The organism is Pseudomonas sp. GW821-FHT04C07, assembly GCF_059420325.1.
Genome location: NZ_JBWKTM010000004.1, coordinates 278,829 through 304,944, shown reverse-complemented (window position 1 = coordinate 304,944; position 26,116 = coordinate 278,829). Strand labels below are relative to the sequence as shown.

The following is a 26,116-nucleotide window of genomic DNA, read 5'->3' as shown; positions in this document are numbered from 1 at the left end:
TGCCTTGTAGGAGCGAGCTTGCTCGCGATGAACTACGCAAATGCTGCCTTGTAGGAGCGAGGCTTGCCCGCGATGAACGATAATGCGGTCTCTTGCTAACTCAGCGCCCAAACCGCCCTGGCCAACCAATAATGGTCTTCGGCCGAGGCGTGGCATAGGTCCGCACCTTGGACGTGGAAAGCCCCAATCGCACCAGCGATTCAGCAATGGTCACCGCCGCGCTCACCCCATCCACCACTGGCACGCCGGTACGCCGACGAATGTGTTCATCCAGCCCGGCCATACCGCCACAACCCAGACAGATCACTTCAGCCTTGTCCTCACTCACCGCCAACTCCGCCTGGCGGACGATGGCCTCCATAGCGCGCTCTGGGTCTTCTTCCAGTTCCAGCACCGCCAGGCCACTGGCTCGAACCGACGCGCAGCGTTCATAAAGGCCGGAAAGCTTGAGGCGGTCCTCGATCAGCGGCACGGTGCGGTCCAGTGTGGTGACCACCGAATAGGCGTGGCCAAGAAACATTGCGGTGCTCGCGCCTGCATCGGTGATGTCCACCACTGGCACGTTGAGCAACTCCTGCAGACCTTCACGGCCATGCTCCCCGTAGCCGGCCTGGATCACCGCGTCATAGGGTTGGTCATATGACAGCACGCGGTCCATGACGGCGATCGCGGCCAGATAGCTTTCGAAATTGCCTTCGATGGACTCTGCGCCGAAAAAGGGCGTCAGACCGATGATTTCAGTGCCGGGCGAGGCCACAGCTTGCGCCTGTCTGGCGATGGCCTGGGTGATGGACTCGGTGGTGTTGACGTTGACCACAAGAATTCGCATGGGTTGTCCTTATAGCAGAGTCATTTGACGGCCCGGGTTGAACGGGCCGCACTGGAGTTAGTGGCTGACGTTTTCAACCGCAATGGCTTCACCGCTGACATCCGCGTAGTGCGGTTGCCGCTTGGCGATGATCAGATAAAGAAGACCTGCGATACCGGCGCCAAACAGCCAGGAGAACGGCGATACGCTGGCAAAGCCCGGAACCAGTGCCAGGGTGATGGCAATCAGCGCCGCAGGAACAAAGGCTGCAACGGCCCGCAAATTCACACCGGCGCTGTAGTAATAAGCGCCCTTTGGATCTTCGCTGTAGAGCTCGGGCACATTGACCTGGCCTTTGCGCACCAGCCAGTAGTCGACCATGATCACCCCGTACAGCGGTCCCAATAGCGCGCCGAGCCCGGACAGGAAGTACACGATCACCAGCGGGCTGTTATAGAGATTCCACGGCAGGATCAGCACCGCAATGGTCGCGCTGATCAACCCGGCGCGGCGAAAGTTCAGGTACTTGGGCGCCAGGTTGCTGAGGACGAAGGCGGGGGCGACGAAGTTGGCCATGATGTTCACTGCCACGGTGACGATCAGGAATGCCAGGCAGCCGAGTACCAGAAAAAACGTATTGGGAATCGAGGCGATGATTTCGGTCGGGCTTTCGATGATCCGTCCGTTGATCTGGAACTGCGCACCGCAAAGCAGCACGGTGATGCTGGCGAACACCAGAATATTCACCGGAAGGCCCCAGAAGTTGCCGACCTTGATGGTCTTGCGGCACGGTGAAGAGCGGGCGAAATCGCAGAAGTTGAGGATCAGCGTGCCGTAGATCGACAGCCACAAGGCGCCGCCGGCGAAAATGTTGCGCCACATCTGGGCCCCGGTCAGTGGTTCGCGGATCGACCAGGCGATGGTCGCATTGGCCTGGGTGTACATCCACGTCGCCAGGGCGGCGACGGTCAGCAGAATCACCGGCCCGGCAAACGCTTCATAGCGCCGAACCATCTCCATGCCGTAGGCGAGAATCGCCAGTTGCACGAACCAGATCGCCACGAAACATACCCAGCCCAGGCTCGACAACCCGAGGATCGAGTTGTGATCGTACTCGGCAAAGCCTGGGTGGACTGCGGTCAGCAGCACGCGAAACACCACGGAGGCGAGGTACGTCTGGATACCGAACCAGGCAATGGCGATGACGGCGCGGATCAGTGCCGGAATTTGTGCGCCATGGATACCGAAACTGATCCGGCTGATGACCGGGAATGGCACGCCGGTCTTCTGGCCCATGTAGCCGGACAGGTTCATGAAGAAGTACACCAGCGCCGCGCCAATTCCCAGCGACAGCAGAATTTGCCAACCGCCCAGGCCCAGGGCGTACAGGCCGATGGCGAAGGAGTAGTTGGCGATGTTGTGCACGTCATTGGTCCACAACGCAAAGATGCTGTAACGACCCCAGCGTCGGCCTTCGATTTTGGTGGGTGCCAGGTCCTTGTTGTGCAGTCGTGGGCTTAGGCTCAGCGGTGGCGTCGCTCCAAGTATTTGACTGGTGTTGGATTGAGAGTGGTTGTGGGTGGAGGAGGGCAAATCCAGTGCGATGTTATTAGAGAGGCTTGTACGCATTCCGGCAGGCTCCTGATCCCGGGTTGACGGTGACTGTGCATGAGCGCAAGGCTCGGCAATCTTCGCCGACGGTTCCGGGAATCACTGGGTTCTAGGCATCTGCAGCCTGACGGAGAATTAACCGTGGCAGGTGTGCGGATATAAAGTGTGTGTATGTTTTTAAATTATTGTATACAAAACACAAGTCTGCTTAAGCCACTTCTATGCCAGATTTCTGTCTATGAATTCTGTGTTTAATTTCGTTTTTATATATTTTGAAGGTAAGTAACTGAAATAAAATCAATATTAATTGACTGATTGAACAGGTATTTATTTTTTGAGGGTGTCCAGGCTTGCACAGGCGAGCAGTAGCTCAGAAGGGAGGATGTAACTTTTTGGGGCGCTGACAGGTAAAGTGCACACGGAAATGGCACCTATGGTGACATTCTTGTACACATGTTTTTCGCGGGACAGGTCTTGACTGGCTGGACATCAAAAGATCGACCGAACGCGGCCCGAGCTTTCGCCAGCTCCTGCACTGGATGTGTGTACATCACCAGGAGCTGCCGCAGGTTGCGATCTTTACGCTTTGCTGATGATATTCCCGGCGTGCAGCCCGCATTCTTTCTGCGTGGCTTCTTCCCACCACCAGCGGCCTTCGCGCTCGTGTTGGTTCGGCAGGACAGGGCGGGTGCACGGCTCGCAGCCGATGCTGATAAAACCGCGTTCGTGCAGGCTGTTGTAAGGCAGCTCAAGCATGCGGATGTAACCCCAGATCTCTTCACTGGTCATTTGTGCCAGCGGGTTGAATTTGTAGAGGGTACGTTCAGGAGTGGAGAAGGCACTGTCGATTTCCAGCACGGCAACCTGGCTGCGGGTGCCGGGGCTCTGGTCGCGGCGTTGGCCGGTAGCCCAGGCGCTGACGGTGGAAAGTTTGCGGCGCAGTGGTTCGATCTTGCGGATGCCGCAGCATTCGCCATGACCATCCTTGTAGAAGCTGAACAGGCCTTTTTCCTTCACGAAGGGTTCAAGCTTGCTTTGATCCGGCGATACCAGCTCGATCTGGATCTTGTAGTGCTCGCGAACCTGCTCGATGAACCGGTAGGTTTCCGGATGCAGACGGCCGGTGTCCAGGCTGAAGACCTTGACGTTTTTGTTCAGCTTCCAGGCCATGTCCACCAGCACCACGTCTTCCGCGCCGCTGAAGGAAATCCACAAGTCGTCGCCGAACTGGGCGAAGGCCAGTTTAAGAATGTCCTGGGCGGACTTGTTGGCATAGGTTGCAGCGAGTTCAGCGACGTCGAATGATTGGCTCATCAGGGTGGTTTCCTACAGGTCGGTGGCGCTAAGCGCTCTATATACTGGCGATGGTAACAAAAACCTGTGGTGGCTGGCTCGCTCCTCTGCGTTGCGTCGGTCAGAGCGAGTCGCTAGAGTTCGGCTGTCCTTTTACTCGCCTCGACTCAATAAACAATACAAATGGGAGTGTCTTGTGGAAATTGCCTGTCTCGACCTGGAAGGTGTGCTGGTCCCGGAAATCTGGATCGCCTTTGCCGAAAAAACCGGTATTGAATCCCTCAAGGCAACCACTCGGGATATTCCCGATTACGACGTGCTGATGAAGCAGCGCCTGCGGATTCTTGATGAGCACGGCTTGAAGCTGTCCGATATCCAGGAAGTGATCGCGACCCTCAAGCCGCTGGACGGTGCCATTGAGTTCGTCAACTGGCTGCGCGAGCGGTTTCAGGTGGTGATTCTTTCGGACACTTTCTATGAGTTCTCCCAGCCGCTGATGCGTCAACTGGGTTTCCCGACGCTGCTTTGCCATCGGTTGATCACTGACGAAACGGATCGGGTGATCGGCTATCAACTGCGCCAGAAAGACCCCAAGCGCCAGTCGGTGCTGGCGTTCAAGAGCCTGTACTACCGAGTGATCGCGGCCGGTGATTCATACAACGACACCACGATGCTGGGCGAGGCCGACGCGGGGATTCTGTTTCATGCGCCGGAAAACGTGATTCGCGAGTTCCCGCAGTTTCCGGCAGTGCACGCCTTTGCCGAGCTCAAGCAGGAGTTCTTGAAAGCTTCGAATCGGGAGTTGAGCCTGTAATCGGATGGCAGGTGTTGAGTGTTGATCGTTCCCACGCTCCGCGTGGGAATGCCTCACTGGACGCTCTGCATCCGCTTCGACAGTGACGCAGAGCAGTCACGGACTGCATTCCCACGCAGAGCATGGGAACGATCGACTGTCACAATCCCTGCAAGGTTTCCAGCAGCACCTTCACCTTGGTGATGGACTCCTGATATTCGGCCTGCCAGTCCGAGTCCGCGACGATTCCGCCACCGCCCCAGCAGCAGACTTGCTCATCCTTGACCAGCAAGCTGCGGATGGCGATAGAACTGTCCATTTCCCCGCGTACATCCAGATACAGCAACGAGCCGCAATATAACCCGCGTCGGGTCGGTTCCAGCTCGTCGATGATTTGCATCGCCCGGATTTTCGGTGCGCCGGTGATCGAGCCGCCGGGGAAACTGCCGGCGATCAGGTCCAGGGCATCTTTATCATCCGCCAACTCGCCGGTGACGCTGCTGACCAGGTGATGCACGTTCGGGTAGCTTTCCAGGCTGAACAACTCCGGCACCCGCACCGAGCCGATACGGCAGGTGCGGCCCAGATCGTTGCGCAGCAGGTCGACGATCATCAGGTTTTCCGCACGATCCTTGGCGCTGGCCAGCAGCTCGGTGGCATTGGCCGCGTCTTCAAAAGCGTCCTTGCCGCGCGGCCGGGTGCCTTTGATCGGACGGGTTTCCACGTGGCCGTCACTGACTTTCACGAAGCGTTCCGGAGACAGGCTCAGCACCGCGCCGCCGTCGGGCAGGCTCTGGAAACCGGAGAAGGGCGTCGGGCACGCAGCCCGCAGCGCGCAGTACGCCGTCCACGGGTCGCCCTGGCATCGCGCGCGGAAGCGTTGGGCAAAGTTGACCTGATAACAGTCGCCGGCCTGAATGTAATGCTGGATGCGCAGGAAAGCTTGCTGATAGTCGCCGGGACTGAGGTCAGGGCTCATCGGACCGTTTAGCGTGAAGGCTTCGGGTGTCGAGTGCGCTGGCTGGCTGAACAGCTCGATCAGGCGCTGACGTTCGGTATCGGCCAGGCTTGGGTGAAACACCAGTTGGCTGGTGCCCGACAAGTGATCGCTGATCAACGCCCAGTTGTACAGACCCAGGTGCGCATCGGGTAACCGCAAGTCATCGCGGGCCTGGTTCGGCAGGGTTTCCAGATGGCGGCCAAAGTCGTAGCTGAGGTAGCCGATCAGGCCGCCGACGAAGGGCAGTTGATACGGTTGCGGCAGCGCAGCGTTGCCAAGGCGGGTCAGGTTGTTTCGTAGCCGTTGCAGGAAATGGGCACCGCTTTCGTCCGGTAATACCGTTAGCTGCTCCAGCGGCCAGGCACTGAGCAGGTCATAGCGTCCACGTTCGGCGCTCGGGCGACCGCTGTCGAGCAGCACGGCGCCGGGGGCATGCCGAATCGCCGCGAAATACTCGGCGGGGTTGGCGCGATAAGGGAGCGGGTGTACGGAGCAGGTCAACATGCGGGGCAGATCAGTCATCGGTACGCGGCTGGCGATTGTAGTCCCCTGCAGGATTTGCTCCTAGAGGGGATGTCGGGGGATGGCACTTTTTACGTCGCAAGAACGCTGTAGCCGCGTCCTTCGGCAGCGCCTACAGGTTTGCGGTCACGGGGTGTATTCCCTGACCTTGTGTGAGGAGTGCTCGTTGTGCGCTTCAACCGCTGGTACATGTCCGAACAGTTGTTGAGCAAAGCGCACACGTTCCTCCGGCGTTTCCTTGATGCCTCTGGCCTTGAGTTCTTCCAGGCGCGCTTCCACGGCATGGGTGCGCAGGGTCAGGCCGCAATCGTTGGCAATCTGGATGTTCAGGCCGGGGCGGGCGTTGAGTTCGAGAATCAACGGGCCTTTTTCCTGGTCCAGCACCATATCGACGCCGATATAGCCCAGTCCGCAGAGTTCATGGCAACCGGCCGCCAGCTTCATGAAACCGTCCCAATAAGGCAGCTGCACGCCGTCCACCGCATTGTTGGTGTCCGGGTGTTTGGCGATGATGCTGTTCAGCCAGGTACCGCGCAGGGTCAGGCCGGTGGCCATGTCGACACCGACGCCGATGGCGCCCTGGTGCAGGTTGGCCTTGCCATTCGACTGACGGGTTGGCAGGCGCAACATGGCCATCACCGGATAGCCCATCAGTACGATGACGCGGATATCGGGCACGCCTTCGTAGCTGATACTTTTGAAGATCTGGTCCGGGGTTACGCGGTATTCGATCAATGCCCGATCACGATGACCGCCCAGGGAATACAGGCCAGTCAGAATGCTGGAAATCTGATGTTCGATTTCCTCATGGGTGATGATTTTCCCGGACACCGTGCGATAGCGGCCCTCGAAGCGGTCGGCGATCACCAGGATGCCGTCACCGCCAGCCCCCTGGGCTGGCTTGATGACGAAGTCGCTGCGCCCGCCGATGATCTCGTCGAGCTTGTCGATTTCCTTTTCGGTGGAGATCACTCCGTACATTTCCGGCACCTGAATGCCGGCCTTGATCGCACGTTCCTTGGTGATGATTTTGTCATCGACAATCGGGTACAGGCTGCGCTTGTTGTACTTGAGCACGTAGTCTGCGTTACGCCGATTGATCCCCATGACACCCCGGGCTTGCAGGGCCTTCCAGGTCTTCCAGAGGCCAAACATTACGAATCAGCCTTGAGGAAGGCTTTGAACCGCACCAGTTCGGTGAGGCGGTAGCCACGATAGCGCCCCATGGCCAGCATGAAGCCCACCATAATGAACAGTATCGCCGGGAAGGTGAACACGAAGTAGATCAGCTCCGGCACGCTCATGATCAGGTGTGCCAGGGAGGCGGCGAACAGCGTACCAATGGCGACTTTCATCGCATGGCCGGCACCACGCTCTTCCCAGGTGATCGACAGGCGTTCGATGGTCATGGTCAGAATCACCATCGGGAACAGCGCTACCGACAGGCCGCGTTCCAGGCCCAGTTTGTGGCTGAAGAGGCTGATCGCAGCGATCAGCACCACGACAAAGGTCAGTACCACCGACAGCCTGGGCAGCATTTGCAGTTTCAAGTGCTCAAGGTACGAGCGTAGCGACAAGCCCAGCGCGGTGATGATGGTGAACAGCACGATACCGAAGCCCAGCTGCGTCTCGCGAAAGGCCAGGGCAATCAGTACCGGGGTGAATGTGCCCAGGGTCTGCAGGCCGATCAGGTTGCGCAGGATCAGAATTACCAGCACGCCGATCGGGATCATCACCATGACCATGAACGTCTGCTGGGTTTGCAGCGGCAGACCGTAGAGCGAATATCCGAGGAAGTTGGCGTCGGAGTTTTCGTCGGTCAGCTTGGCCAGGCGTATGGCGTTCATTTCGCTGTTGTTCATGCTGAAGGTGACGGTGGCTTTCTTGCCGCCATCGACGGTAATCAGGTTGTCATCACCGGTCCACCACAGCAGGCGGTCGGTGGGCAGGCCTTGCTCGCCGGTATCCGGGTTGAAGTACAGCCAGTCGGTGCCGTTGAAGCTGCGCAGCCACAGTTCCGGAGTTTGCGGCTGGTCCGCCACCAGGCGAATGGTGTGGACTTTTTCCATCGGTACATGGGCGATAGACAGCAACAGCTCGACGATCTTTGCCTTGTGTGGCGTCGACGGATCGCCACCCAGCAGCAGTTTGACGTTGTCGTCATTGAGGTTGTTGACACGTTTGATGGCTTCGCCGATGAAGGTTTCGACGTCCGCCGAGTGCTGACGAATCGGGGCGAGCAGGGCTTCAGCAGCGATTTTTTCCGGGCCTTCGACCGGGATACTGTCGCGGAAAGTCGGGCCTTTGATCTTGGATTTTTCACCGCTGTAGCGCTTGGTCAGCACCAGACGGTAGTAGAGGGTCTGATTGCCCTTGGCGCGACGGGCGGACCAGGTGACCTTGCGGTTGCCGTCGACGCGGTTGACGGCCACGCCGTAGTTATTGGAGATAAAGCTCTCGTTGAGGCTGACGTAGTCGCGGCTCAGTGGTGGCACGAACATCTGAATCTTGATCGGGTCCTTGGCACTGGCGACGAACTGAACCTTGGCATCGATGTTCCACAAGTCGTCGGTGGCGTCTTCGGTCACGGGAATGCCGAGCACGAAAATCTGGTAGGCCGTGACTGAAATACCCAGCACCACCAGGATGGCGATCAGGATTTTCAGATGGAGGGTAAGAGCGCGCATTGAAATTACTCTGCGGTATGAGCGTCGGCGGCGCAGGCGGGTTTGCCAGCAGCGTATTTGAGACTGGGGTCGACCAGCGCATCAAAGCGCTTGAGCGCTTCGGATCCGATCAAAAGCGGGTATTGGAATGCACTTCGGTCGGTCAGGTTGACTTCAATACTGCGCAAAGCGCTGCCCATGCAGATATCCAGGGCAATCACCGGGCGGGCGGTGTAGGTCTTGTCTTCATAGGGATCGTAGTCGCCCGCGCGGCGCTTGATCTTGCTGACCCGCGCCAGTGGACGTTCAATCGGGTGTGAGTGGGCGGTGTCAATGGCCAGGTAGAAGCGTACCCAGGACTCGCCGTTACGTTTGAAACGTTTGATATCGCGAGCACTGAGGGAGGCGGTTTTGGCGCCTGTGTCGAGTTTGGCCGCGACTTCCAGATCGATCCCGGCAAGCTTTGCGTATTCATTCAGGCCATAAACGGTCTTCTCGGCGGCAGCGCTCACACCGGGCAGGCAGAGTAGGCAAAGCAATGTAGGGAAGGGCTTGAGTCTCATAAATCCTGGAGCGTCGCAATGCGATCTTCGGTTCAAGGCGACTGGCATTGCTGCGCAACCTCGTGTGCCTGCCATAAACAGATGACAGGCAAATGCGGGCGGCATTCTAGCATGCTGGTTTTATGGCGCCAGCGCTCCAGGTTGGCTATAAGCAGGGGTTCTGCATCGTTATGGTGCAGATGGTTATTAGACGATTGTCGACAATACCTATTTTTCCTTTGACTGTTTGTTGGTAATTAGCTAGTTTTTGTCGCATTGGATTTAAAGGTGTCGACAATATGCTGGATCAACTCGATCCCCCAGTTCTGATGCAGGATGATTCGGAGACCCTCTCCGAGAATGTCTTCCGGCGTATCCAGGCGGCCATCGTCAAAGGCGATATCGCCCCGGGCAGCAAGATTTCCGAGCCGGAGCTGGCGCGTACCTATGGCATCAGCCGCGGGCCATTGCGTGAGGCGATCCACCGTCTGGAAGGGCAGCGGCTGCTGGTGCGTATTCCCCATGTCGGCGCGCGGGTGGTTTCCCTCAGCCATGCCGAGTTGATCGAACTCTATGAAATCCGCGAATCCCTGGAAGGCATGGCTTGTCGTCTGGCCGCCGAGCGCATGAGCGTCGAAGAAATCGACGAGCTGCGCCGGGTTCTCGAGACCCATGAGCGCGATGCGGCGTTCCAGGCCGGTGTCGGCTATTACCAGCAGGAAGGCGATTTCGACTTTCACTACCGAATCATTCAGGGCGCGGGCAACCGCACCCTGACCCAGATGCTCTGCGGAGAGCTGTACCAGTTGGTTCGCATGTACCGCATACAGTTTTCCGCTACGCCTAACCGCCCGCGCCAGGCGTTCGCCGAACATCACCGGATTCTCGACGCGATTGCTGATCGCGACGGTGAACTGGCCGAGTTGTTGATGCGCCGCCACATCGGCGCTTCCAAACGCAATATCGCGCGTCATTACCAGGACAGCGCCAACCAGACAGCCACTCCACGAGGTGAGTCATGAGTTCCAACAAGAGCACTCCAGGCCAGCGTTTCCGCGATGCGGTCGCCAGTGAACAGCCGCTGCAAGTGGTCGGCGCGATCAACGCCAACCACGCCTTGCTGGCCAAGCGCGCCGGTTTCAAGGCGATCTACCTGTCCGGTGGCGGGGTGGCTGCCGGCTCTCTCGGTGTGCCGGACCTGGGCATTACCGGTCTGGATGACGTGTTGACCGACGTACGCCGGATCACTGACGTCTGCGACCTGCCGCTGCTGGTGGACGTGGACACCGGTTTCGGCTCCTCGGCGTTCAACGTGGCGCGTACCGTCAAGTCGATGATCAAGTTCGGCGCCGCGGCGATTCACATCGAAGACCAGGTCGGCGCCAAGCGCTGCGGCCACCGTCCGAACAAGGAAATCGTTTCCCAGCAGGAAATGGTCGACCGCATCAAGGCCGCCGTCGATGCGCGCACCGATGACAGCTTCGTCATCATGGCGCGTACCGATGCACTGGCGGTGGAAGGCCTGGAGTCGGCGCTCGATCGCGCTGCAGCCTGCATTGAGGCCGGCGCCGATATGGTTTTCCCGGAAGCCATTACCGAACTTGAAATGTACAAGCTGTTTGCCAGCCGCGTGAAAGCGCCGATTCTGGCCAATATCACGGAATTCGGCGCGACGCCGCTGTACACCGTCGAGCAATTGAAAGCCGCCGATGTTTCGCTGGTGCTGTACCCGCTGTCGGCATTCCGTGCCATGAACAAGGCGGCAGAAAACGTCTACACCGCCATTCGCCGCGACGGCACGCAGCAGAACGTCATCGACACTATGCAAACCCGTATGGAGCTGTACGACGCCATCGATTACCACGTTTTCGAGCAGAAGCTTGATGCGTTGTTTGCGTCGAAGAAATAGTAGGACCCGTAGCAGCTGCCGAGCCCGCGAGGCTGCGTTCGAGGCCGAAGGACTCGCCAGTCAGACGACGCAGTTTTCCAGATGAACCGCGTCGTCGGGGTTTACGACTGCTGCGCAGCCGGACGCAGCCTCGCAGGCTCGACAGCTGCAACGAAAGTGAGATAGCCGTTTAGAAACGTGCCGATTCCCTAACAAATTCAAGATTGGAGAAAGCAATGGCCGAAGCAAAAGTATTGAGTGGCGCCGGGCTACGGGGCCAGGTGGCCGGGCAAACCGCATTGTCCACCGTGGGACTGGAGGGCGCGGGCCTGACCTATCGCGGCTATGACGTTCGCGAACTGGCCGCCGACGCACAGTTCGAAGAAGTGGCCTACCTGCTGCTGTACGGCGAGCTGCCGACCAAGGCGCAGCTGGCGGCCTACATCAGCAAACTGAGCAAGCTGCGTGACCTGCCGCAAGCACTGAAAGAAGTGCTCGAGCGCATTCCGGCAGACGCTCATCCGATGGACGTGATGCGCACCGGATGCTCGTTCCTGGGCAACATCGAACCGGAGAAAGACTTCTCTGAACAACACGATGCCACCGACCGGCTGCTGGCCGCGTTCCCGGCGATCATGTGCTACTGGTATCGCTTCAGCCACGACGGCAAACGCATTAACTGCGTGACCGATGAAGAATCCATCGGCGGGCATTTCCTGCACTTGCTGCACGATAAGAAGCCGAGCGAGTTGCACGTCAAGGTCATGAACGTTTCGCTGATCCTTTACGCGGAACACGAGTTCAACGCATCGACCTTTACCGCTCGAGTCTGCGCGTCGACCTTGTCCGACCTGTATTCCTGCATCACCGCGGCCATCGGCTCCTTGCGCGGCCCGCTGCACGGCGGCGCCAACGAAGCGGCAATGGAAATGATCGAGCGCTTCAAGTCCCCCGAAGAGGCGATCAAGGGGACCCTCGGCATGCTCGAGCGCAAAGACAAGATCATGGGTTTTGGTCACGCGATCTATAAAGACAACGACCCGCGTAATGAAGTGATCAAGGGCTGGTCGAAAAAGCTCGCCGACGAAGTGGGAGACAAGGTGTTGTTCCCGGTCTCTGAAGCCATCGACAAGACCATGTGGGAGCAAAAGAAACTGTTCCCCAACGCCGACTTCTACCATGCCTCGACGTACCACTTCATGGGCATTCCGACCAAGCTGTTCACGCCGATTTTTGTCTGCTCACGCCTGACCGGCTGGGCCGCTCACGTGTTCGAGCAGCGCGCCCACAACCGCATCATCCGCCCGAGTGCCGAGTACGTCGGCGTTGAACAGCGCAAGTTCGTGCCAATCGAGCAACGCTGACCGGTGGGCATCGGCGTCGGTTGCTGAATGAAACGAAGAGCCCTGTGTAGGAGCCGAGCTTGCTCGCGATGACGGACTGACATTCAATATTGATGTCGACAGTTACACCGCTATCGCGAGCAAGCTCGGCTCCTACAGGGGTTCGGTTTCAGTTCAGTGCCGGTGCCAGGCGCCTCCCTCTGAAACTACCGTGATCGAGTCCTGACGCCCATGAACACTGAATTTCGCAAACCGCTGCCCGGCAGCCATCTGGATTACTTCGACGTCCGCGCGGCTGTCGACGGCATCCAGCCCGGTGCCTACGACACACTGCCTTACACCTCCCGTGTGCTGGCCGAGAACCTGGTGCGTCGCTGCGATCCTGCGACCCTCACCGACTCCCTGAAGCAGCTCATCGAACGCAAGCGCGATCTGGACTTCCCGTGGTTCCCGGCCCGTGTGGTGTGTCATGACATTCTCGGCCAGACCGCGCTGGTCGACCTCGCCGGCTTGCGTGATGCCATCGCCCTGCAAGGTGGCGACCCGGCCTTGGTCAACCCGGTGGTGCCGACCCAACTGATCGTCGATCACTCGCTGGCTGTGGAGTGCGGCGGCTTCGACCCGGACGCGTTCACCAAGAACCGTGCGATCGAAGATCGACGCAACGAAGACCGTTTCCACTTCATCAACTGGACCAAGAAGGCGTTCAAGAACGTCGACGTGATTCCGCCGGGCAACGGGATCATGCACCAGATCAATCTGGAGAAAATGTCTCCGGTGATTCAGGTGCGCGACGGCGTGGCGTTCCCGGATACCTGCGTCGGCACCGACAGCCACACCCCGCACGTGGATGCCCTTGGCGTGATCGCCATCGGCGTCGGTGGCCTGGAAGCCGAGAGCGTGATGCTCGGCCGCGCCTCGTGGATGCGCCTGCCGGAAAGTGTCGGCGTCGAGCTGACGGGCAAGCTGCAACCGGGCATCACCGCCACCGACATGGTGCTGGCGCTGACCGAGTTCTTGCGTAAACAAAAAGTCGTCGGTGCATGGCTGGAATTCTTCGGCGAAGGCGCTTCGGCGCTGACCTTGGGCGACCGCGCGACCATTTCCAACATGGCCCCGGAATACGGTGCCACCGCGGCGATGTTCTACATCGACCAGCAAACCATCGACTACCTGAAACTCACCGGCCGTGAAGACCAGCAGGTGCAACTGGTAGAGCTCTACGCCAAACAGACCGGTCTTTGGGCCGACAGCCTGAAGCAGGCGCAATATGAGCGTGGTCTGCGCTTCGATCTGTCTTCGGTGGTGCGCAATATGGCCGGTCCGAGCAATCCCCATGCGCGGGTGGCCACCACGGACCTCGCGGCCAAGGGCATTGCCGGTCAGTGGGACGATGTGCCGGGGCAGATGCCCGATGGCGCGGTGATCATTGCCGCCATCACCAGCTGCACCAACACCAGCAACCCGCGCAACGTCATCGCCGCCGGCCTGATGGCGCGTAACGCCAACAAGCTGGGGCTGACCCGCAAGCCGTGGGTCAAGTCGTCTCTGGCCCCGGGTTCCAAGACCGTTGCGCTGTACCTGGACGAAGCCGGCCTGACTCAAGAGCTGGAGCAACTGGGATTCGGCGTGGTGGCGTTCGCCTGCACTACCTGCAATGGCATGTCTGGCGCGCTGGACCCGGTGATCCAGCAAGAGATCATCGACCGCGATCTGTACGCCACCGCCGTGTTGTCGGGTAACCGCAACTTCGACGGGCGTATTCACCCCTACGCCAAGCAGGCGTTCCTCGCTTCGCCTCCGCTGGTGGTGGCTTACGCCATTGCCGGGACCATCCGTTTCGACATCGAAAAAGACGTGCTGGGCCTGACCGCCGATGGCAAGGAAATCCGCCTCAAAGACATCTGGCCCAGCGACGAAGAGATCGATGCAGTGGTCAAGGCGTCGGTCAAGCCGGAGCAGTTCCGCAAGGTGTATATCCCGATGTTCGCGATTCACGAAGACACAGGTCCCAAGGTCGAGCCGCTGTACGACTGGCGCGAGATGAGCACCTACATCCGCCGTCCGCCGTACTGGGAAGGTGCGCTGGCCGGTGAGCGTCCGCTCAAGGGCATGCGTCCATTGGCCGTGCTGCCGGATAACATCACTACCGATCACCTGTCGCCGTCCAACGCGATCATGCTCGACAGCGCCGCCGGTGAGTACCTGGCGAAAATGGGCCTGCCGGAGGAGGACTTCAACTCCTACGCCACCCACCGTGGCGATCACTTGACCGCGCAACGCGCAACCTTCGCCAATCCGAAACTGTTCAACGAAATGGTGAAGGAAAACGGAGCGGTCAAACAGGGTTCCCTGGCTCGCGTCGAACCGGAAGGCAAGGTCATGCGCATGTGGGAAGCCATCGAGACCTACATGGAGCGCAAGCAGCCGCTGATCATCATCGCCGGCGCCGATTACGGTCAGGGTTCTTCCCGTGACTGGGCGGCCAAGGGCGTGCGTCTGGCCGGCGTGGAAGCCATCGCCGCCGAAGGTTTCGAGCGCATCCACCGTACCAACCTGGTCGGCATGGGTGTGCTGCCGCTGGAATTCAAACCGGGCGTAGATCGCAAGACGCTGGGTATCGACGGCAGCGAAACCTTCGACGTGATCGGCGAGCGTACCCCACGTGCCACGCTAACCCTGCTGATTAACCGCAAGAACGGTGAGTGTCTCGAGGTGCCGGTCACCTGTCGCCTCGATACCGCCGAAGAAGTCTCGATCTACGAGGCCGGTGGTGTGCTGCAACGTTTCGCCCGGGACTTCCTCGAGTCGGCGGTTGCCGTCTAATACGACGAGCTGGAGCGGGACGTCGAAGTCCCGCCCCGGCCTATAAGGAAAAACATGGCTCACGTACCGCAAATCAAGATTCCCGCCACCTACATGCGAGGCGGCACCAGCAAAGGCGTGTTCTTCAGCCTGCAAGACCTTCCCGAATCTGCCCAGGTCCCGGGCGCTGCACGCGATGCACTGTTGCTACGGGTGATTGGTAGCCCGGATCCGTATGACAAGCAGATCGATGGCATGGGGGCTGCGACCTCGAGCACCAGCAAGACGGTCATCCTGTCCAGGAGCACAAGGCCCGACCACGACGTCGATTACCTGTTCGGTCAGGTCTCCATCGACAAGCCCTTCGTCGACTGGAGCGGCAACTGCGGCAACCTCTCTGCGGCGGTCGGCGCATTTGCCATCAGCAGCGGCCTGGTGGACGCCAGCCGCATCCCCCAAAACGGTGTGGCGACGGTGCGCATCTGGCAGGCCAATATCGGCAAGACCATCATCGCCCATGTGCCCATCACTGACGGCGCGGTGCAGGAAACCGGTGATTTCGAGCTCGACGGCGTGACCTTTCCTGCCGCCGAAGTCCAGCTCGAGTTCATGGACCCGGCCGCCGAGGAGGAGGGTGCGGGCGGCTCGATGTTCCCCACCGGCAATCTGGTCGATGACCTGCAGGTGCCAGGCCTTGGCACGCTCAAGGTGACGATGATCAATGCCGGGATCCCGACCATCTTCGTCAACGCGGATGCCATCGGCTACACTGGCACCGAGTTGCAGGGCGACATCAACGGTGACGCGAAGGCGCTGGCGATGTTCGAGACGATTCGTGCACACGGCGCACTGCGCATGGGCCTCATCCAGCACATTGATGAAGCCGCCAAGCGTCAGCACACGCCCAAGGTTGCCTTCGTCGCCAGGCCGGCCGATTACCTTGCCTCCAGCGGCAAGTTGGTTTGCGCGGGTGACGTGGACCTGCTCGTACGCGCGCTGTCCATGGGCAAGCTGCACCACGCCATGATGGGCACAGCCGCTGTGGCCATCGGCACCGCCGCGGCAATTCCGGGCACACTGGTGAGCCTCGCTGCCGGCGGCAGTGCGCACAGTGCGGTGCGCTTCGGTCATCCCTCGGGCACCCTGCGCGTAGGCGCGGAGGCCAGCCAGGTCAACGGCGAGTGGACTGTGAACAAGGCCATCATGAGCCGCAGCGCCCGTGTGCTGATGGAAGGCTGGGTGCGCGTACCGGGTGATGCTTTCTGATATAGGTGAAACCTGTGGGAGCAGGCTTGCTCGCGATGGCGGCGACCCGTTCTTTCAGGTGGACCAAGACAGGTGTTCCCACACTTAACAGAGGGAATCAAACATGAGCGCCAATGTCGACCTGAACTATCGCCCCGACTACGACACCGTCCTGCAGGACATTGCCGACTACGTCCTTAGCTTCAAGATCAAGTCCAAAGAGGCGCTGGACACTGCCCGCAACTGCCTGATGGACACCCTCGGCTGCGGCCTGCTGGCCCTGCGTTTTCCGGAGTGCACCAAGCACCTGGGGCCGATCGTGGAGGGCACTGTCGTACCGTTTGGCGCTCGGGTACCAGGCACCAGTTTTCGCCTTGATCCGGTCAAGGCTGCCTGGGACATTGGCTGCATCGTTCGTTGGCTCGACTACAACGACACCTGGCTGGCCGCCGAGTGGGGTCATCCATCCGACAACCTCGGCGGCATCCTGGCCGTGGCTGACTACCTGTCGCAGAAGCGTGTGGCCAATGGCGACGCGCCCCTGACCATTCGCGCCGTGCTGGAAGCGATGATCATGGCCCACGAGATACAGGGCGTGATCGCACTGGAAAACTCCTTCAATCGCGTAGGTCTGGACCACGTAATCCTGGTAAAAGTGGCCTCGACCGCTGTCACCGCGAAACTGATGGGCGCCAACCGCGAGCAACTGTTGTCCGCGTTGTCCCACGCGTTCGCCGATGGTCAGGCGCTGCGCACCTACCGTCACGCGCCGAACGCCGGTTCGCGTAAATCCTGGGCGGCGGGCGATGCGTCCAGCCGTGGCGTGCGTCTGGCGGACATTGCCATGCGCGGCGAAATGGGCATTCCGGGTGTGCTGACAGCAAAACAGTGGGGGTTCTACGACGTGCTGTTCAGCCATACCAACAAGGATCTGGCGCTCAAACCTGAAGACAAGCGTTGCTTCTGCTTCTCGCAGAAATTCGGCACCTACGTGATGGAGAACGTGCTGTTCAAAATCAGCTTCCCGGCCGAGTTTCACGCGCAAACTGCCTGTGAAGCTGCCGTGACCCTGCACGCTCAGGTCAAGGATCGCCTGCACGACATCGACAAGATCGTCATCACCACTCACGAGTCGGCGATCCGCATCATTTCCAAGGTCGGCAAGCTGGCCAACGCCGCTGACCGCGACCACTGCATTCAGTACATGACTGCCGTACCGTTGGCCTTTGGTAACCTGGTGGCCGAGCAATACGAAGACGATTTTCACGCCGGCCATCCGATTATCGATGAACTGCGCGAGAAGATGGTCGTCGTCGAAGACCCGCGTTACACCCGCGAATACCTGGAAGCCGACAAGCGTTCCATCGCCAACGCCCTGCAAGTGTTCTTCAAGGACGGCTCGAAAACCGAACAGTTCGTGGTTGAGTACCCGATTGGCCACCGCCGTCGCCGCGCCGACGGCATTCCATTGCTGGAGGACAAGTTCAAGACCAACCTGGCAACCCGGTTCACCGCGCAACGCACCGCTGAAATCTTTGCCCTGTGCAAGGACCAGGCTGCACTTGAAGCGACCCCGGTCAACCGCTTTGTTGATATGTTCGTGGTCTGACGCCTGCACGCCCCGGAACGCACGATCTTGATCAGCAGTTTGAGCAAGGCACTGGCGACGGCTTCAGGGCTGGGGAATGAGTGGGCTAAGCGCTTGAAATAACACCGCGTTATCGTTCATCGCGAGCAAGCTCGCTCCTACAGGAAGTACACGATCTAGTGTGGGAGCGGGCTTGCTCGCGATAGCGGTCTGACAGGCGATACAACAATTACTTGAACCGCCGCTCCACGCCTTTCTCCACCAGAATCTTCGCCGAAATCTCTTCCACCGAAAAATGTGTGGAGTTGATATGCGCGATGTTCTCGCGGCGGAACAGATTCTCCACTTCCCGTACTTCGAATTCGCACTGGGCATAACTCGAATAGCGGCTGTTAGGCTTGCGCTCGTTGCGGATCGCAGTGAGGCGGTCCGGGTCGATGGTCAGGCCGAACAGTTTGTGCTGATGGGCGCGTAGGGCTGCGGGCAGTTGCAGACGCTCCATGTCGTCTTCGGTCAGCGGGTAGTTGGCCGCGCGGATGCCGAATTGCATGGCCATGTACAGGCAGGTCGGGGTTTTGCCGCAGCGCGAGACACCCACCAGGATCAGATCGGCCTTGTCGTAATAGTGGGTTCGGGCGCCGTCGTCGTTGTCGAGGGCGAAGTTCACCGCCTCGATGCGTTCCATATAGTTGGAGTTGTGGCCAATGGAATGAGACTTGCCGACCGAATACGACGAATGCTCGCTCAACTCCTGCTCCAGTGGCGCGAGGAAGGTCGAGAAAATGTCAATCATGAAACCATTGGAGGTCGCGAGGATCTCACGAATATCCTGATTGACGATGGTATCGAAGATGATCGGGCGAAATCCGTCCTTTTCGGCGGCATTGTTGATTTGTTGTACCATGGCCCGCGCTTTGTCCACGCTGTCGATGTACGGCCGTATGGCTTTGCTGAAGGTAATGTTTTCGAACTGCGCCAACAGGCTTTGACCCAGGGTTTCGGCTGTAATGCCCGTGCCATCGGAGATAAAGAAAGCAGATCGTTTCATTTGCGCCTTGGGCCTTAAGCTGGTGACGATTCTTGGATATGATAGGCGCGGTTTGTCGGCCTCGGATGGCCCGCATTCTCACTTATTTTCCAGGTCCAGGCCATATCGCCGGCAAACGCTCCCATTGAGCAGCCGGTGTTCTGAGCTTTTCCAACACAGCTAGTGGAGAGATCACCTTGGTAGAGTACGTAGTTTCCCTCGATAAGCTCGGCGTCCATGATGTAGAGCATGTGGGGGGCAAGAACGCATCCCTGGGCGAGATGATCAGTAACCTTGCGGGTGCCGGTGTATCGGTTCCCGGTGGCTTTGCTACAACGGCTCAGGCTTACCGTGACTTCCTTGAGTTAAGTGGTCTGAACAACCAGATCCACGCCGCCCTTGATGCGCTGGACGTCGATGACGTGAATGCCCTGGCCAAAACCGGCGCGCAAATTCGTCAATGGATCATGGAGGCCGAGTTTCCGGAGAAGCTCAACGCCGAAATCCGCACCGCGTTCGCCACGCTGTCGGCCGGCAACCCCGACATGGCGGTGGCCGTGCGCTCCTCGGCGACCGCCGAAGACCTGCCGGACGCCTCTTTCGCCGGTCAGCAGGAAACCTTCCTGAACATCCGTGGCGTCGAGAACGTCATTCGCGCTGCCAAGGAAGTGTTTGCTTCCCTGTTCAACGATCGCGCCATTTCCTACCGTGTACACCAGGGTTTCGACCACAAGCTGGTCGCCCTGTCCGCTGGCGTGCAGCGCATGGTGCGCTCGGAAACCGGCACCGCCGGCGTGATGTTCACCCTGGATACCGAGTCGGGCTTCCGTGACGTGGTGTTCATCACCGGCGCCTACGGCCTGGGCGAAACCGTCGTACAAGGCGCGGTGAACCCGGATGAGTTCTACGTCCACAAAGGCACGCTGGCAGCCGGTCGCCCGGCAATCCTGCGCCGCAACCTGGGCAGTAAAGCCATCAAGATGATCTACGGCGACGAAGCCAAGGCCGGTCGTTCGGTCAAGACTGTCGATGTCGACAAGGCCGAACGCGCGCGCTTCTGCCTGACCGACGCCGAAGTCAGCGAACTGGCCAAGCAGGCGATGATCATCGAGAAGCACTACAAGTGCCCGATGGACATCGAATGGGCCAAAGACGGTGACGACGGCAAGCTGTACATCGTTCAGGCCCGCCCTGAAACCGTGAAGAGCCGCACCCAGGCGAACGTCATGGAACGTTACCTGTTGAAAGAAACCGGCACCGTGCTGGTAGAAGGTCGCGCCATCGGTCAGCGCATCGGCGCCGGCAAGGTGCGGATCATCAGAGACGTTTCCGAGATGGACAAGGTTCAGCCGGGCGACGTTCTGGTGTCCGACATGACCGATCCGGACTGGGAACCGGTCATGAAGCGCGCCAGCGCCATCGTCACCAACCGTGGCGGGCGTACGTGCCACGCGGCGATCATCGCTCGCGAGCTGGGCATCCCGGCCGTGGTGGGTTGCGGCAATGCCACCCAACTGTTGAAAGACGGCCAGGGCGTTACCGTGTCCTGCGCTGAAGGCGACACCGGTTTCATCTTCGAAGGCCAGTTGGGCTTCGATATCAAGAAGAACTCCGTCGACGCCATGCCTGATCTGCCGTTCAAGATCATGATGAACGTCGGTAACCCGGATCGTGCCTTCGATTTCGCCCAGTTGCCGAACGCCGGTGTGGGTCTGGCCCGTCTGGAATTCATCATCAACCGCATGATCGGTGTGCACCCCAAGGCACTGCTGAACTACGCCGGGTTGCCGCAGGAGATCAAGGAAAGCGTCGACAAGCGCATCGCCGGCTACGATGACCCGGTCGGCTTCTACGTCGAGAAACTGGTCGAAGGCATCAGTACCCTGGCGGCTGCGTTCTGGCCGAAAAAGGTCATCGTGCGTCTGTCGGACTTCAAGTCCAATGAATACGCGAACCTGATCGGCGGCAAGCTGTACGAACCGGAAGAAGAGAACCCGATGCTGGGTTTCCGTGGCGCATCGCGTTACATCAGCGAATCGTTCCGTGACTGCTTCGAGCTCGAATGCCGCGCTCTCAAGCGTGTTCGCAACGAGATGGGCCTGACTAACGTCGAAATCATGGTGCCGTTCGTCCGTACCCTGGGCGAAGCCAGCCAGGTCGTCGATCTGCTGGCGGAAAACGGTCTGGCGCGGGGTGAAAACGGTCTGCGCATCATCATGATGTGCGAACTGCCGTCCAACGCCATTCTGGCCGAAGAGTTCCTCGAGTTCTTCGACGGCTTCTCCATCGGTTCCAACGACCTGACCCAGCTGACCCTGGGCCTGGACCGTGACTCCGGGATCATCGCGCACCTGTTCGACGAGCGAAATCCAGCGGTCAAGAAACTGTTGGCCAATGCCATCCAGGCGTGCAACAAGGCTGGCAAATACATTGGTATTTGCGGTCAGGGCCCTTCCGACCACCCTGATCTGGCCAAATGGCTGATGGAGCAGGGCATCGAAAGCGTCTCGTTGAACCCCGATTCCGTACTGGAAACCTGGTTCTTCCTGGCTGAAGGTCAGGCCTCGGCCTGATGGTGTTGTTGTAGGAGCAGCCGGTCGACGCTCGATTGCTCGCGATGGACGCTAACGATGACGCGTGCTTGCTGGATAAAGCGCGGTGTTCTGAAGTCCATCGCGAGCAATCGAGCGTCGACCGGCTGCTCCTGCACAGATCGACATTGCGGTCATTGATTGGCCTTTTTAGATATTCAAGTAGGGCGGGCATCCATCTGAATGCCGCCCTTTTTTGTGCAAGGCATTATGCAAAGCAGCAGCAATCTATTTCCTGTCGCCCTGATCAGCGCCGAGCGGCGCGGTGATCTGAGCGAAGACGTCTACCGTTTGAAGCCTGGCAATAGTCCTGATGGCACCGTTGAGCTGGCGGTCACCCGCTTGGGCATGGCGGATGCGCCTGAGGTTCGCGGCGTCCCGGTGGTGCTGCTTCATGGCAGTTTTTCCAACCGGCGATTCTGGTACTCGCCCAAAGGTCTGGGGCTGGGCGCTTATCTGGCGCGGGCCGGTTTTGATGTGTGGATTCCGGAGATGCGCGGTCATGGCTTGTCCCGGCGCAATCAGGACTACAGCAAGAACCGCGTCGCCGACTATGCCCGCTACGATCTGCCAGCGATTGCCGCGTTCGTGCGTGAGCAAAGTGGTCAGATTCCCCATTGGTTGGGACATTCTCTGGGCGGCATCACTCTCGCGGCGGCGTTGGGCGGCCAGTATCTGGGCGCGCCTGCCGTTGCGTCTGCAGCGTTTTTCGGCACCCAGGTCAGTCGTACTTACTGGCCATTGAAAATCCCGCCGGTGGAGTGGAGCGGGCGATTCATTTTGAAGCGATTTGCCCGGATATCGGGTTCCCGGCTCAAGCGCGGACCCGAGGATGAGCCGATTGGGCTGGCCCTGGAAGGCATGCGCTGGTACGGGCTGTTCGGTCGTTTTGGTGACTCGGAGAAGGACTGGTGGGCGGGGCTGGCTGAGAGTCAGGTGCCGGTGTTGGGCGTGAGCGCAGCGGGTGATCATCAAGACCCGACGTGGGCCTGCCGTAAACTTTTCGATCAGTTTGGCTCCGAGCTGCGGCAGTTCGTTTGCCTGGGACGGGAGCAGGGCTTTAGCGACAATTTTGGCCATGTGGAGATGCTGGTCAGTAAAAATGCCCAGACTGAGGTCTGGCCATTGGTGGAGCGCTGGTTGAAAGATCAGGAAACTCCGTTGCTGACCCAGGAGTCGAATCTCGCCGCTGCGGTCTGAGCGGTGCGCTCTGACAAGGGCATTTCGCTCTGGTCGGCTTACGGCTAAGATATGACGCGTTGGGCTGTTTTGGTCACATTCAGTTACTGAGTCAGCATTTATGTTCGTGCCGCTTGAGCGTCTGATCAATCTGGATGAAGGTTACCGACGAACTTTTCAGGTCGGCGGGCGTAGCCTGTTGCTCTTGGTGCTGGACAATCAGCCGTTGCTGATTGAGGACAGCTGTCCGCATCGAGGCGCGCCGTTGTCTGCCGGCACGGTGGTGGGCAATGTGTTGCGTTGCGCGCGGCATGGCATGGAGTTCCAGTTGCCCGGCGGGCTTGCCTTGCAGCCGTCCTGCCCTGGCCTGAACATGTTGAAACTGGCGTATGAAGGTGACCGTATCGGTATCGACGTATAAGGTGATGTTTTGAAGATCCAGCGCCGATGCTCGCTTTAACAGCGTATCTCTGAAATTTTCGACAGCCCCGTTCGTGTTTTTTTCTCTTACAGGAGTTTCTCGATGAACCATTACCTTACTCCCGATCTGTGCGACGCCTACCCGGAACTGGTGCAGGTGCTCGAACCGATGTTCAGCAATTTTGGCGGTCGTGATTCCTTCGGCGGCGAAATCGTTACCATCAAGTGCTTCGAAGACAACTCGCTGGTCAAGGAGCAGGTCGAGCTCAAAGGGAATGGCAAGGTACTGGTGGTCGATGGCGGTGGTTCACTGCGCCGTGCGTTGTTGGGCGACATGCTGGCCGAGAAAGCCGCGAAAAACGGTTGGGAAGGGCTGGTCATCTATGGCTGTATCCGTGATGTCGACGTCATCGCGCAAACCGATCTGGGCGTACAGGCGCTCGCCAGTCACCCGATGAAGACCGACAAGCGTGGCATTGGCGATCTCAACGTTGCTGTGACCTTTGCCGGCGTGACGTTCCGTCCGGGCGAATATATCTATGCGGATAACAACGGCGTGATCATCTCGCCAAGTCCGCTGAAGATGCCTGAATAAAATATCGAGTCACAGAAGGGGTGAGGATGTTCGAGGAAGAAAACGCGCAGTGGGGGCTGGTTCATGCCCTGGTGCTGGATGGTAAAGGCGGTGCGCGTTCGATAGCCCGGACTGAACTGGATGACCTGCAACTGCAATCTCACGAAAGCCTCTGGCTGCACTGGGATCGCAGTCACCCGCAAACCCAGACCTGGCTGCGTAAATCCAGTGGTCTGAGTGAGTTCAGCTGCGATCTGTTGCTTGAAGAAAATACCCGACCACGCCTGCTGGCGCTGCCGGACAGCGAACTGCTGCTGTTTTTGCGCGGGATTAACCTCAATCCTGGCGCTGAGCCGGAAGACATGGTTTCAGTGCGGATCTTCGCTTCCGCCCAGCGCGTCATTTCATTGCGCTTGCGGCCATTGCGAGCCACCGATGAGTTATTGGTGCAGCTCACCGAAGGCAAGGGGCCGAAAAGCGCCTCGGAATTGATCCTTTATCTGGCTCAGTACCTGACGAACAAGGTCCAGGATCTGGTCAGCGATCTCTCGGAAATTGTCGACAATGAAGAAGAAAAGCTGGATTCCGACGAGCGGTATTCACCGGAGCATGGATCCGTTTTGCAGATCCGTCGGCGGGCTGCCGGGCTGAAACGTTTCCTCGCTCCGCAGCGGGATATTTTCGGTCAGCTTACCCGGATCAAATTGCCATGGTTCGTCAATGACGATGGCGACTACTGGAACGAATTGAACAACAGCCTGACGCGCTATCTGGAAGAGCTGGAATTGACCCGGGAGCGCGTGGGGCTTGTGCTGGATACCGATGAGCGACGTTTGAACGTGCGGATGAATCGCACGATGTACCGCTTCGGATTTATCACCTGGATCTTTCTGCCGATGAGTTTTCTGACCGGTTTGCTGGGGGTAAATGTCGGTGGATTGCCCTTCTCGGGGAACCCATATGGCTTCCTCATTGCCTGCCTGATGATGGTTTCCGTGGCTCTGGGTCAATGGTGGTTGTTCCGGCGTTTACGTTGGGTCTGATGTTTGGGCATGTGACCCGAGGAATTTTGATCGCGTCTTTCACAGACATCTCGAGAGGTGCGTATGCACGATCCGTTCGAACAGTCTCTGCGTGACATGCTTAAAGCGACGCCGTCCACCCGTGACGACGCTGCTTGCCTGGGCCGTGTACTGAAAACCGCCAACCGTCAGGTGGGGGCGGGTGATCTGTTCAGTTTGCTGGGGCGTTGGTTGCCAGCGCTGATGATTGCCCTCAATAACGGCTCGGCCCACGTCTCGCCGGTTTCCCGTCGTAAACCTATTGCTCGCACTGCTGATAAGGCTGATTGAATATGGAACTTGATCTCTGGACTCAGAGCCTCGTCACTGCGATGACTGCGTTGTGGACCAAGGTAGCGAACTTCATTCCGAACCTGTTCGGCGCACTGGTTGTGTTGCTGTTGGGTTTTGTCGTGGCCAAGCTGCTCGACACCTTGCTCTCCAAATTGCTGGCCAAACTGGGCCTGGATCGCCTGATGGGCGGTACCGGTTTGACCAAATTGCTGTCTCGCGCGGGCCTGCAGGTTCCGATCTCGACCTTGATCGGCAAGATCGTTTATTGGTTCATTTTGCTGATTTTTCTGGTTTCTGCTGCAGAATCACTCGGCCTTGAGCGGGTTTCGGCTACGCTCGACATGCTGGCGCTGTATGTGCCGAAAGTATTCGGTGCGGCGCTGGTGTTGCTGGTAGGGGTGTTGCTGGCGCAGCTGGCCAATGGGCTGGTACGTGGCGCGGCAGAAGGCGTAGGCCTGGATTACGCCGCCGGTCTTGGGCGTATTGCTCAGGGCCTGGTGATCATCATCAGTATTTCGGTCGCGATCAGCCAGTTGGAGGTCAAAACAGACCTGCTCAACCATGTGATCGTGATTGTACTGATAACCGTTGGTCTGGCGGTTGCCTTGGCCATGGGGTTGGGAAGCCGGGAAATTGCCGGGCAAATTCTTGCGGGAATTTATGTGCGTGAGTTGTATGAGGTTGGGCAACAAGTACGTGTTGGTGAGGTCGAAGGCCAGATCGAAGAGATCGGCACGGTTAAAACTACATTGCTGACCGATGAGGGTGAGCTAGTCTCTCTCTCCAATCGGATACTGCTGGAACAGCATGTTAGTAGCCGCTAACCCGGCAAACCCTGCTAATGTATGCCGCCGCAAAATGCCCGC

22 protein-coding genes are annotated in these 26,116 nt (G+C 59.0%); 14 read left to right on the top strand and 8 right to left on the bottom strand.

The window, feature by feature from the left end; genetic code table 11:
• Nucleotides 1–100: 100 nt before the first annotated feature.
• The 3 genes from AC07UI_RS10405 to AC07UI_RS10395 all read right to left on the bottom strand — a co-directional run bounded on the left by AC07UI_RS10405 (nucleotide 101) and on the right by AC07UI_RS10395 (nucleotide 3,733).
• Entirely contained in the window at nucleotides 101–829 is a 729-nt protein-coding gene (locus tag AC07UI_RS10405; RefSeq protein WP_494992408.1) for an aspartate/glutamate racemase family protein, read from the bottom strand.
• A 57-nt stretch (nucleotides 830–886) separates the two neighbouring features.
• Nucleotides 887–2,437, bottom strand: coding sequence for an NCS1 family nucleobase:cation symporter-1 (locus AC07UI_RS10400; protein ID WP_494992407.1), 1,551 nt, complete (start codon nucleotides 2,435–2,437; stop codon nucleotides 887–889).
• A gap of 561 nt (nucleotides 2,438–2,998) precedes the next feature.
• Nucleotides 2,999–3,733, bottom strand: a complete 735-nt coding sequence (locus AC07UI_RS10395) for a phosphoadenylyl-sulfate reductase (protein WP_494992406.1) — start codon at nucleotides 3,731–3,733, stop codon at nucleotides 2,999–3,001.
• A 175-nt stretch (nucleotides 3,734–3,908) separates the two neighbouring features.
• Here AC07UI_RS10395 and thrH point away from each other — a divergent pair, with 175 nt between their 5' ends.
• Nucleotides 3,909–4,526 (top strand): bifunctional phosphoserine phosphatase/homoserine phosphotransferase ThrH, encoded by a 618-nt coding sequence (gene thrH / locus AC07UI_RS10390; RefSeq protein WP_494992405.1) that lies wholly within the window; start codon nucleotides 3,909–3,911, stop codon nucleotides 4,524–4,526.
• A 139-nt stretch (nucleotides 4,527–4,665) separates the two neighbouring features.
• Here the strand turns inward: thrH and pabB are convergent, their stop codons facing one another.
• The 4 genes from pabB to rloA form a co-directional block, all read right to left on the bottom strand.
• Nucleotides 4,666–6,009: an aminodeoxychorismate synthase component I gene (gene pabB / locus AC07UI_RS10385; RefSeq protein WP_494992478.1), complete on the bottom strand. Its 1,344-nt coding sequence runs from the start codon at nucleotides 6,007–6,009 to the stop codon at nucleotides 4,666–4,668.
• 144 nt (nucleotides 6,010–6,153) lie between these two features.
• Nucleotides 6,154–7,182 (bottom strand): alpha-L-glutamate ligase-like protein, encoded by a 1,029-nt coding sequence (locus AC07UI_RS10380; protein ID WP_494992404.1) that lies wholly within the window; start codon nucleotides 7,180–7,182, stop codon nucleotides 6,154–6,156.
• Nucleotides 7,182–8,714 carry an osmotic stress tolerance membrane protein RloB gene (gene rloB / locus AC07UI_RS10375; protein WP_494992403.1) on the bottom strand — a complete coding sequence of 511 codons (1,533 nt, stop codon included), beginning with the start codon at nucleotides 8,712–8,714 and terminating at the stop codon, nucleotides 7,182–7,184. The genes AC07UI_RS10380 and rloB overlap by 1 nt, the downstream gene beginning before the upstream one ends.
• Before the next feature lie 5 nt (nucleotides 8,715–8,719).
• Nucleotides 8,720–9,256, bottom strand: a complete 537-nt coding sequence (gene rloA / locus AC07UI_RS10370) for a retropepsin-like aspartic peptidase RloA (RefSeq protein ID WP_494992402.1) — start codon at nucleotides 9,254–9,256, stop codon at nucleotides 8,720–8,722.
• 278 nt (nucleotides 9,257–9,534) lie between these two features.
• Between rloA and AC07UI_RS10365 the strand changes: the two genes are divergently transcribed.
• The 6 genes from AC07UI_RS10365 to prpD all read left to right on the top strand — a co-directional run bounded on the left by AC07UI_RS10365 (nucleotide 9,535) and on the right by prpD (nucleotide 18,125).
• Nucleotides 9,535–10,257: a GntR family transcriptional regulator gene (locus AC07UI_RS10365; protein WP_494992401.1), complete on the top strand. Its 723-nt coding sequence runs from the start codon at nucleotides 9,535–9,537 to the stop codon at nucleotides 10,255–10,257.
• On the top strand, nucleotides 10,254–11,144 hold the full coding sequence (gene prpB / locus AC07UI_RS10360; protein WP_494992400.1) for a methylisocitrate lyase: 891 nt from the start codon (nucleotides 10,254–10,256) through the stop codon (nucleotides 11,142–11,144). The genes AC07UI_RS10365 and prpB overlap by 4 nt, the downstream gene beginning before the upstream one ends.
• 215 nt (nucleotides 11,145–11,359) lie before the next feature.
• Nucleotides 11,360–12,487, top strand: coding sequence for a bifunctional 2-methylcitrate synthase/citrate synthase (prpC, locus tag AC07UI_RS10355; RefSeq protein ID WP_494992399.1), 1,128 nt, complete (start codon nucleotides 11,360–11,362; stop codon nucleotides 12,485–12,487).
• 210 nt (nucleotides 12,488–12,697) lie between these two features.
• A complete protein-coding gene (gene acnD, locus AC07UI_RS10350; protein WP_494992398.1) occupies nucleotides 12,698–15,292 on the top strand; it encodes a Fe/S-dependent 2-methylisocitrate dehydratase AcnD in 2,595 nt (864 codons plus the stop codon).
• 54 nt (nucleotides 15,293–15,346) lie between these two features.
• Nucleotides 15,347–16,537, top strand: coding sequence for a 2-methylaconitate cis-trans isomerase PrpF (gene prpF, locus AC07UI_RS10345; RefSeq protein WP_494992397.1), 1,191 nt, complete (start codon nucleotides 15,347–15,349; stop codon nucleotides 16,535–16,537).
• Between the two features lie 103 nt (nucleotides 16,538–16,640).
• Nucleotides 16,641–18,125 carry a 2-methylcitrate dehydratase gene (gene prpD / locus AC07UI_RS10340; protein ID WP_494992396.1) on the top strand — a complete coding sequence of 495 codons (1,485 nt, stop codon included), beginning with the start codon at nucleotides 16,641–16,643 and terminating at the stop codon, nucleotides 18,123–18,125.
• Between the two features lie 208 nt (nucleotides 18,126–18,333).
• On the opposite strand, the gene ppsR is transcribed toward prpD, so the two are convergent.
• Nucleotides 18,334–19,152 (bottom strand): posphoenolpyruvate synthetase regulatory kinase/phosphorylase PpsR, encoded by an 819-nt coding sequence (gene ppsR, locus AC07UI_RS10335; protein WP_494992395.1) that lies wholly within the window; start codon nucleotides 19,150–19,152, stop codon nucleotides 18,334–18,336.
• Nucleotides 19,153–19,328: 176 nt separating this feature from the next.
• Between ppsR and ppsA the strand changes: the two genes are divergently transcribed.
• From ppsA to AC07UI_RS10300, 7 genes are all read left to right on the top strand, one after another.
• Nucleotides 19,329–21,704: a phosphoenolpyruvate synthase gene (gene ppsA / locus AC07UI_RS10330; protein WP_494992394.1), complete on the top strand. Its 2,376-nt coding sequence runs from the start codon at nucleotides 19,329–19,331 to the stop codon at nucleotides 21,702–21,704.
• A gap of 201 nt (nucleotides 21,705–21,905) precedes the next feature.
• Nucleotides 21,906–22,922, top strand: coding sequence for an alpha/beta fold hydrolase (locus tag AC07UI_RS10325; RefSeq protein WP_494992393.1), 1,017 nt, complete (start codon nucleotides 21,906–21,908; stop codon nucleotides 22,920–22,922).
• Nucleotides 22,923–23,022: 100 nt separating this feature from the next.
• Nucleotides 23,023–23,322, top strand: coding sequence for a Rieske (2Fe-2S) protein (locus tag AC07UI_RS10320; RefSeq protein WP_494992392.1), 300 nt, complete (start codon nucleotides 23,023–23,025; stop codon nucleotides 23,320–23,322).
• A 102-nt stretch (nucleotides 23,323–23,424) separates the two neighbouring features.
• Nucleotides 23,425–23,916, top strand: a complete 492-nt coding sequence (gene rraA / locus AC07UI_RS10315) for a ribonuclease E activity regulator RraA (RefSeq protein WP_262112211.1) — start codon at nucleotides 23,425–23,427, stop codon at nucleotides 23,914–23,916.
• A 26-nt stretch (nucleotides 23,917–23,942) separates the two neighbouring features.
• Nucleotides 23,943–24,938: a zinc transporter ZntB gene (locus AC07UI_RS10310; RefSeq protein ID WP_494992391.1), complete on the top strand. Its 996-nt coding sequence runs from the start codon at nucleotides 23,943–23,945 to the stop codon at nucleotides 24,936–24,938.
• Nucleotides 24,939–25,001: 63 nt separating this feature from the next.
• Entirely contained in the window at nucleotides 25,002–25,247 is a 246-nt protein-coding gene (locus AC07UI_RS10305; protein WP_494992390.1) for a CrfX protein, read from the top strand.
• 2 nt (nucleotides 25,248–25,249) lie between these two features.
• Nucleotides 25,250–26,074, top strand: a complete 825-nt coding sequence (locus AC07UI_RS10300) for a mechanosensitive ion channel family protein (protein WP_494992389.1) — start codon at nucleotides 25,250–25,252, stop codon at nucleotides 26,072–26,074.
• Nucleotides 26,075–26,116 lie beyond the last annotated feature (42 nt).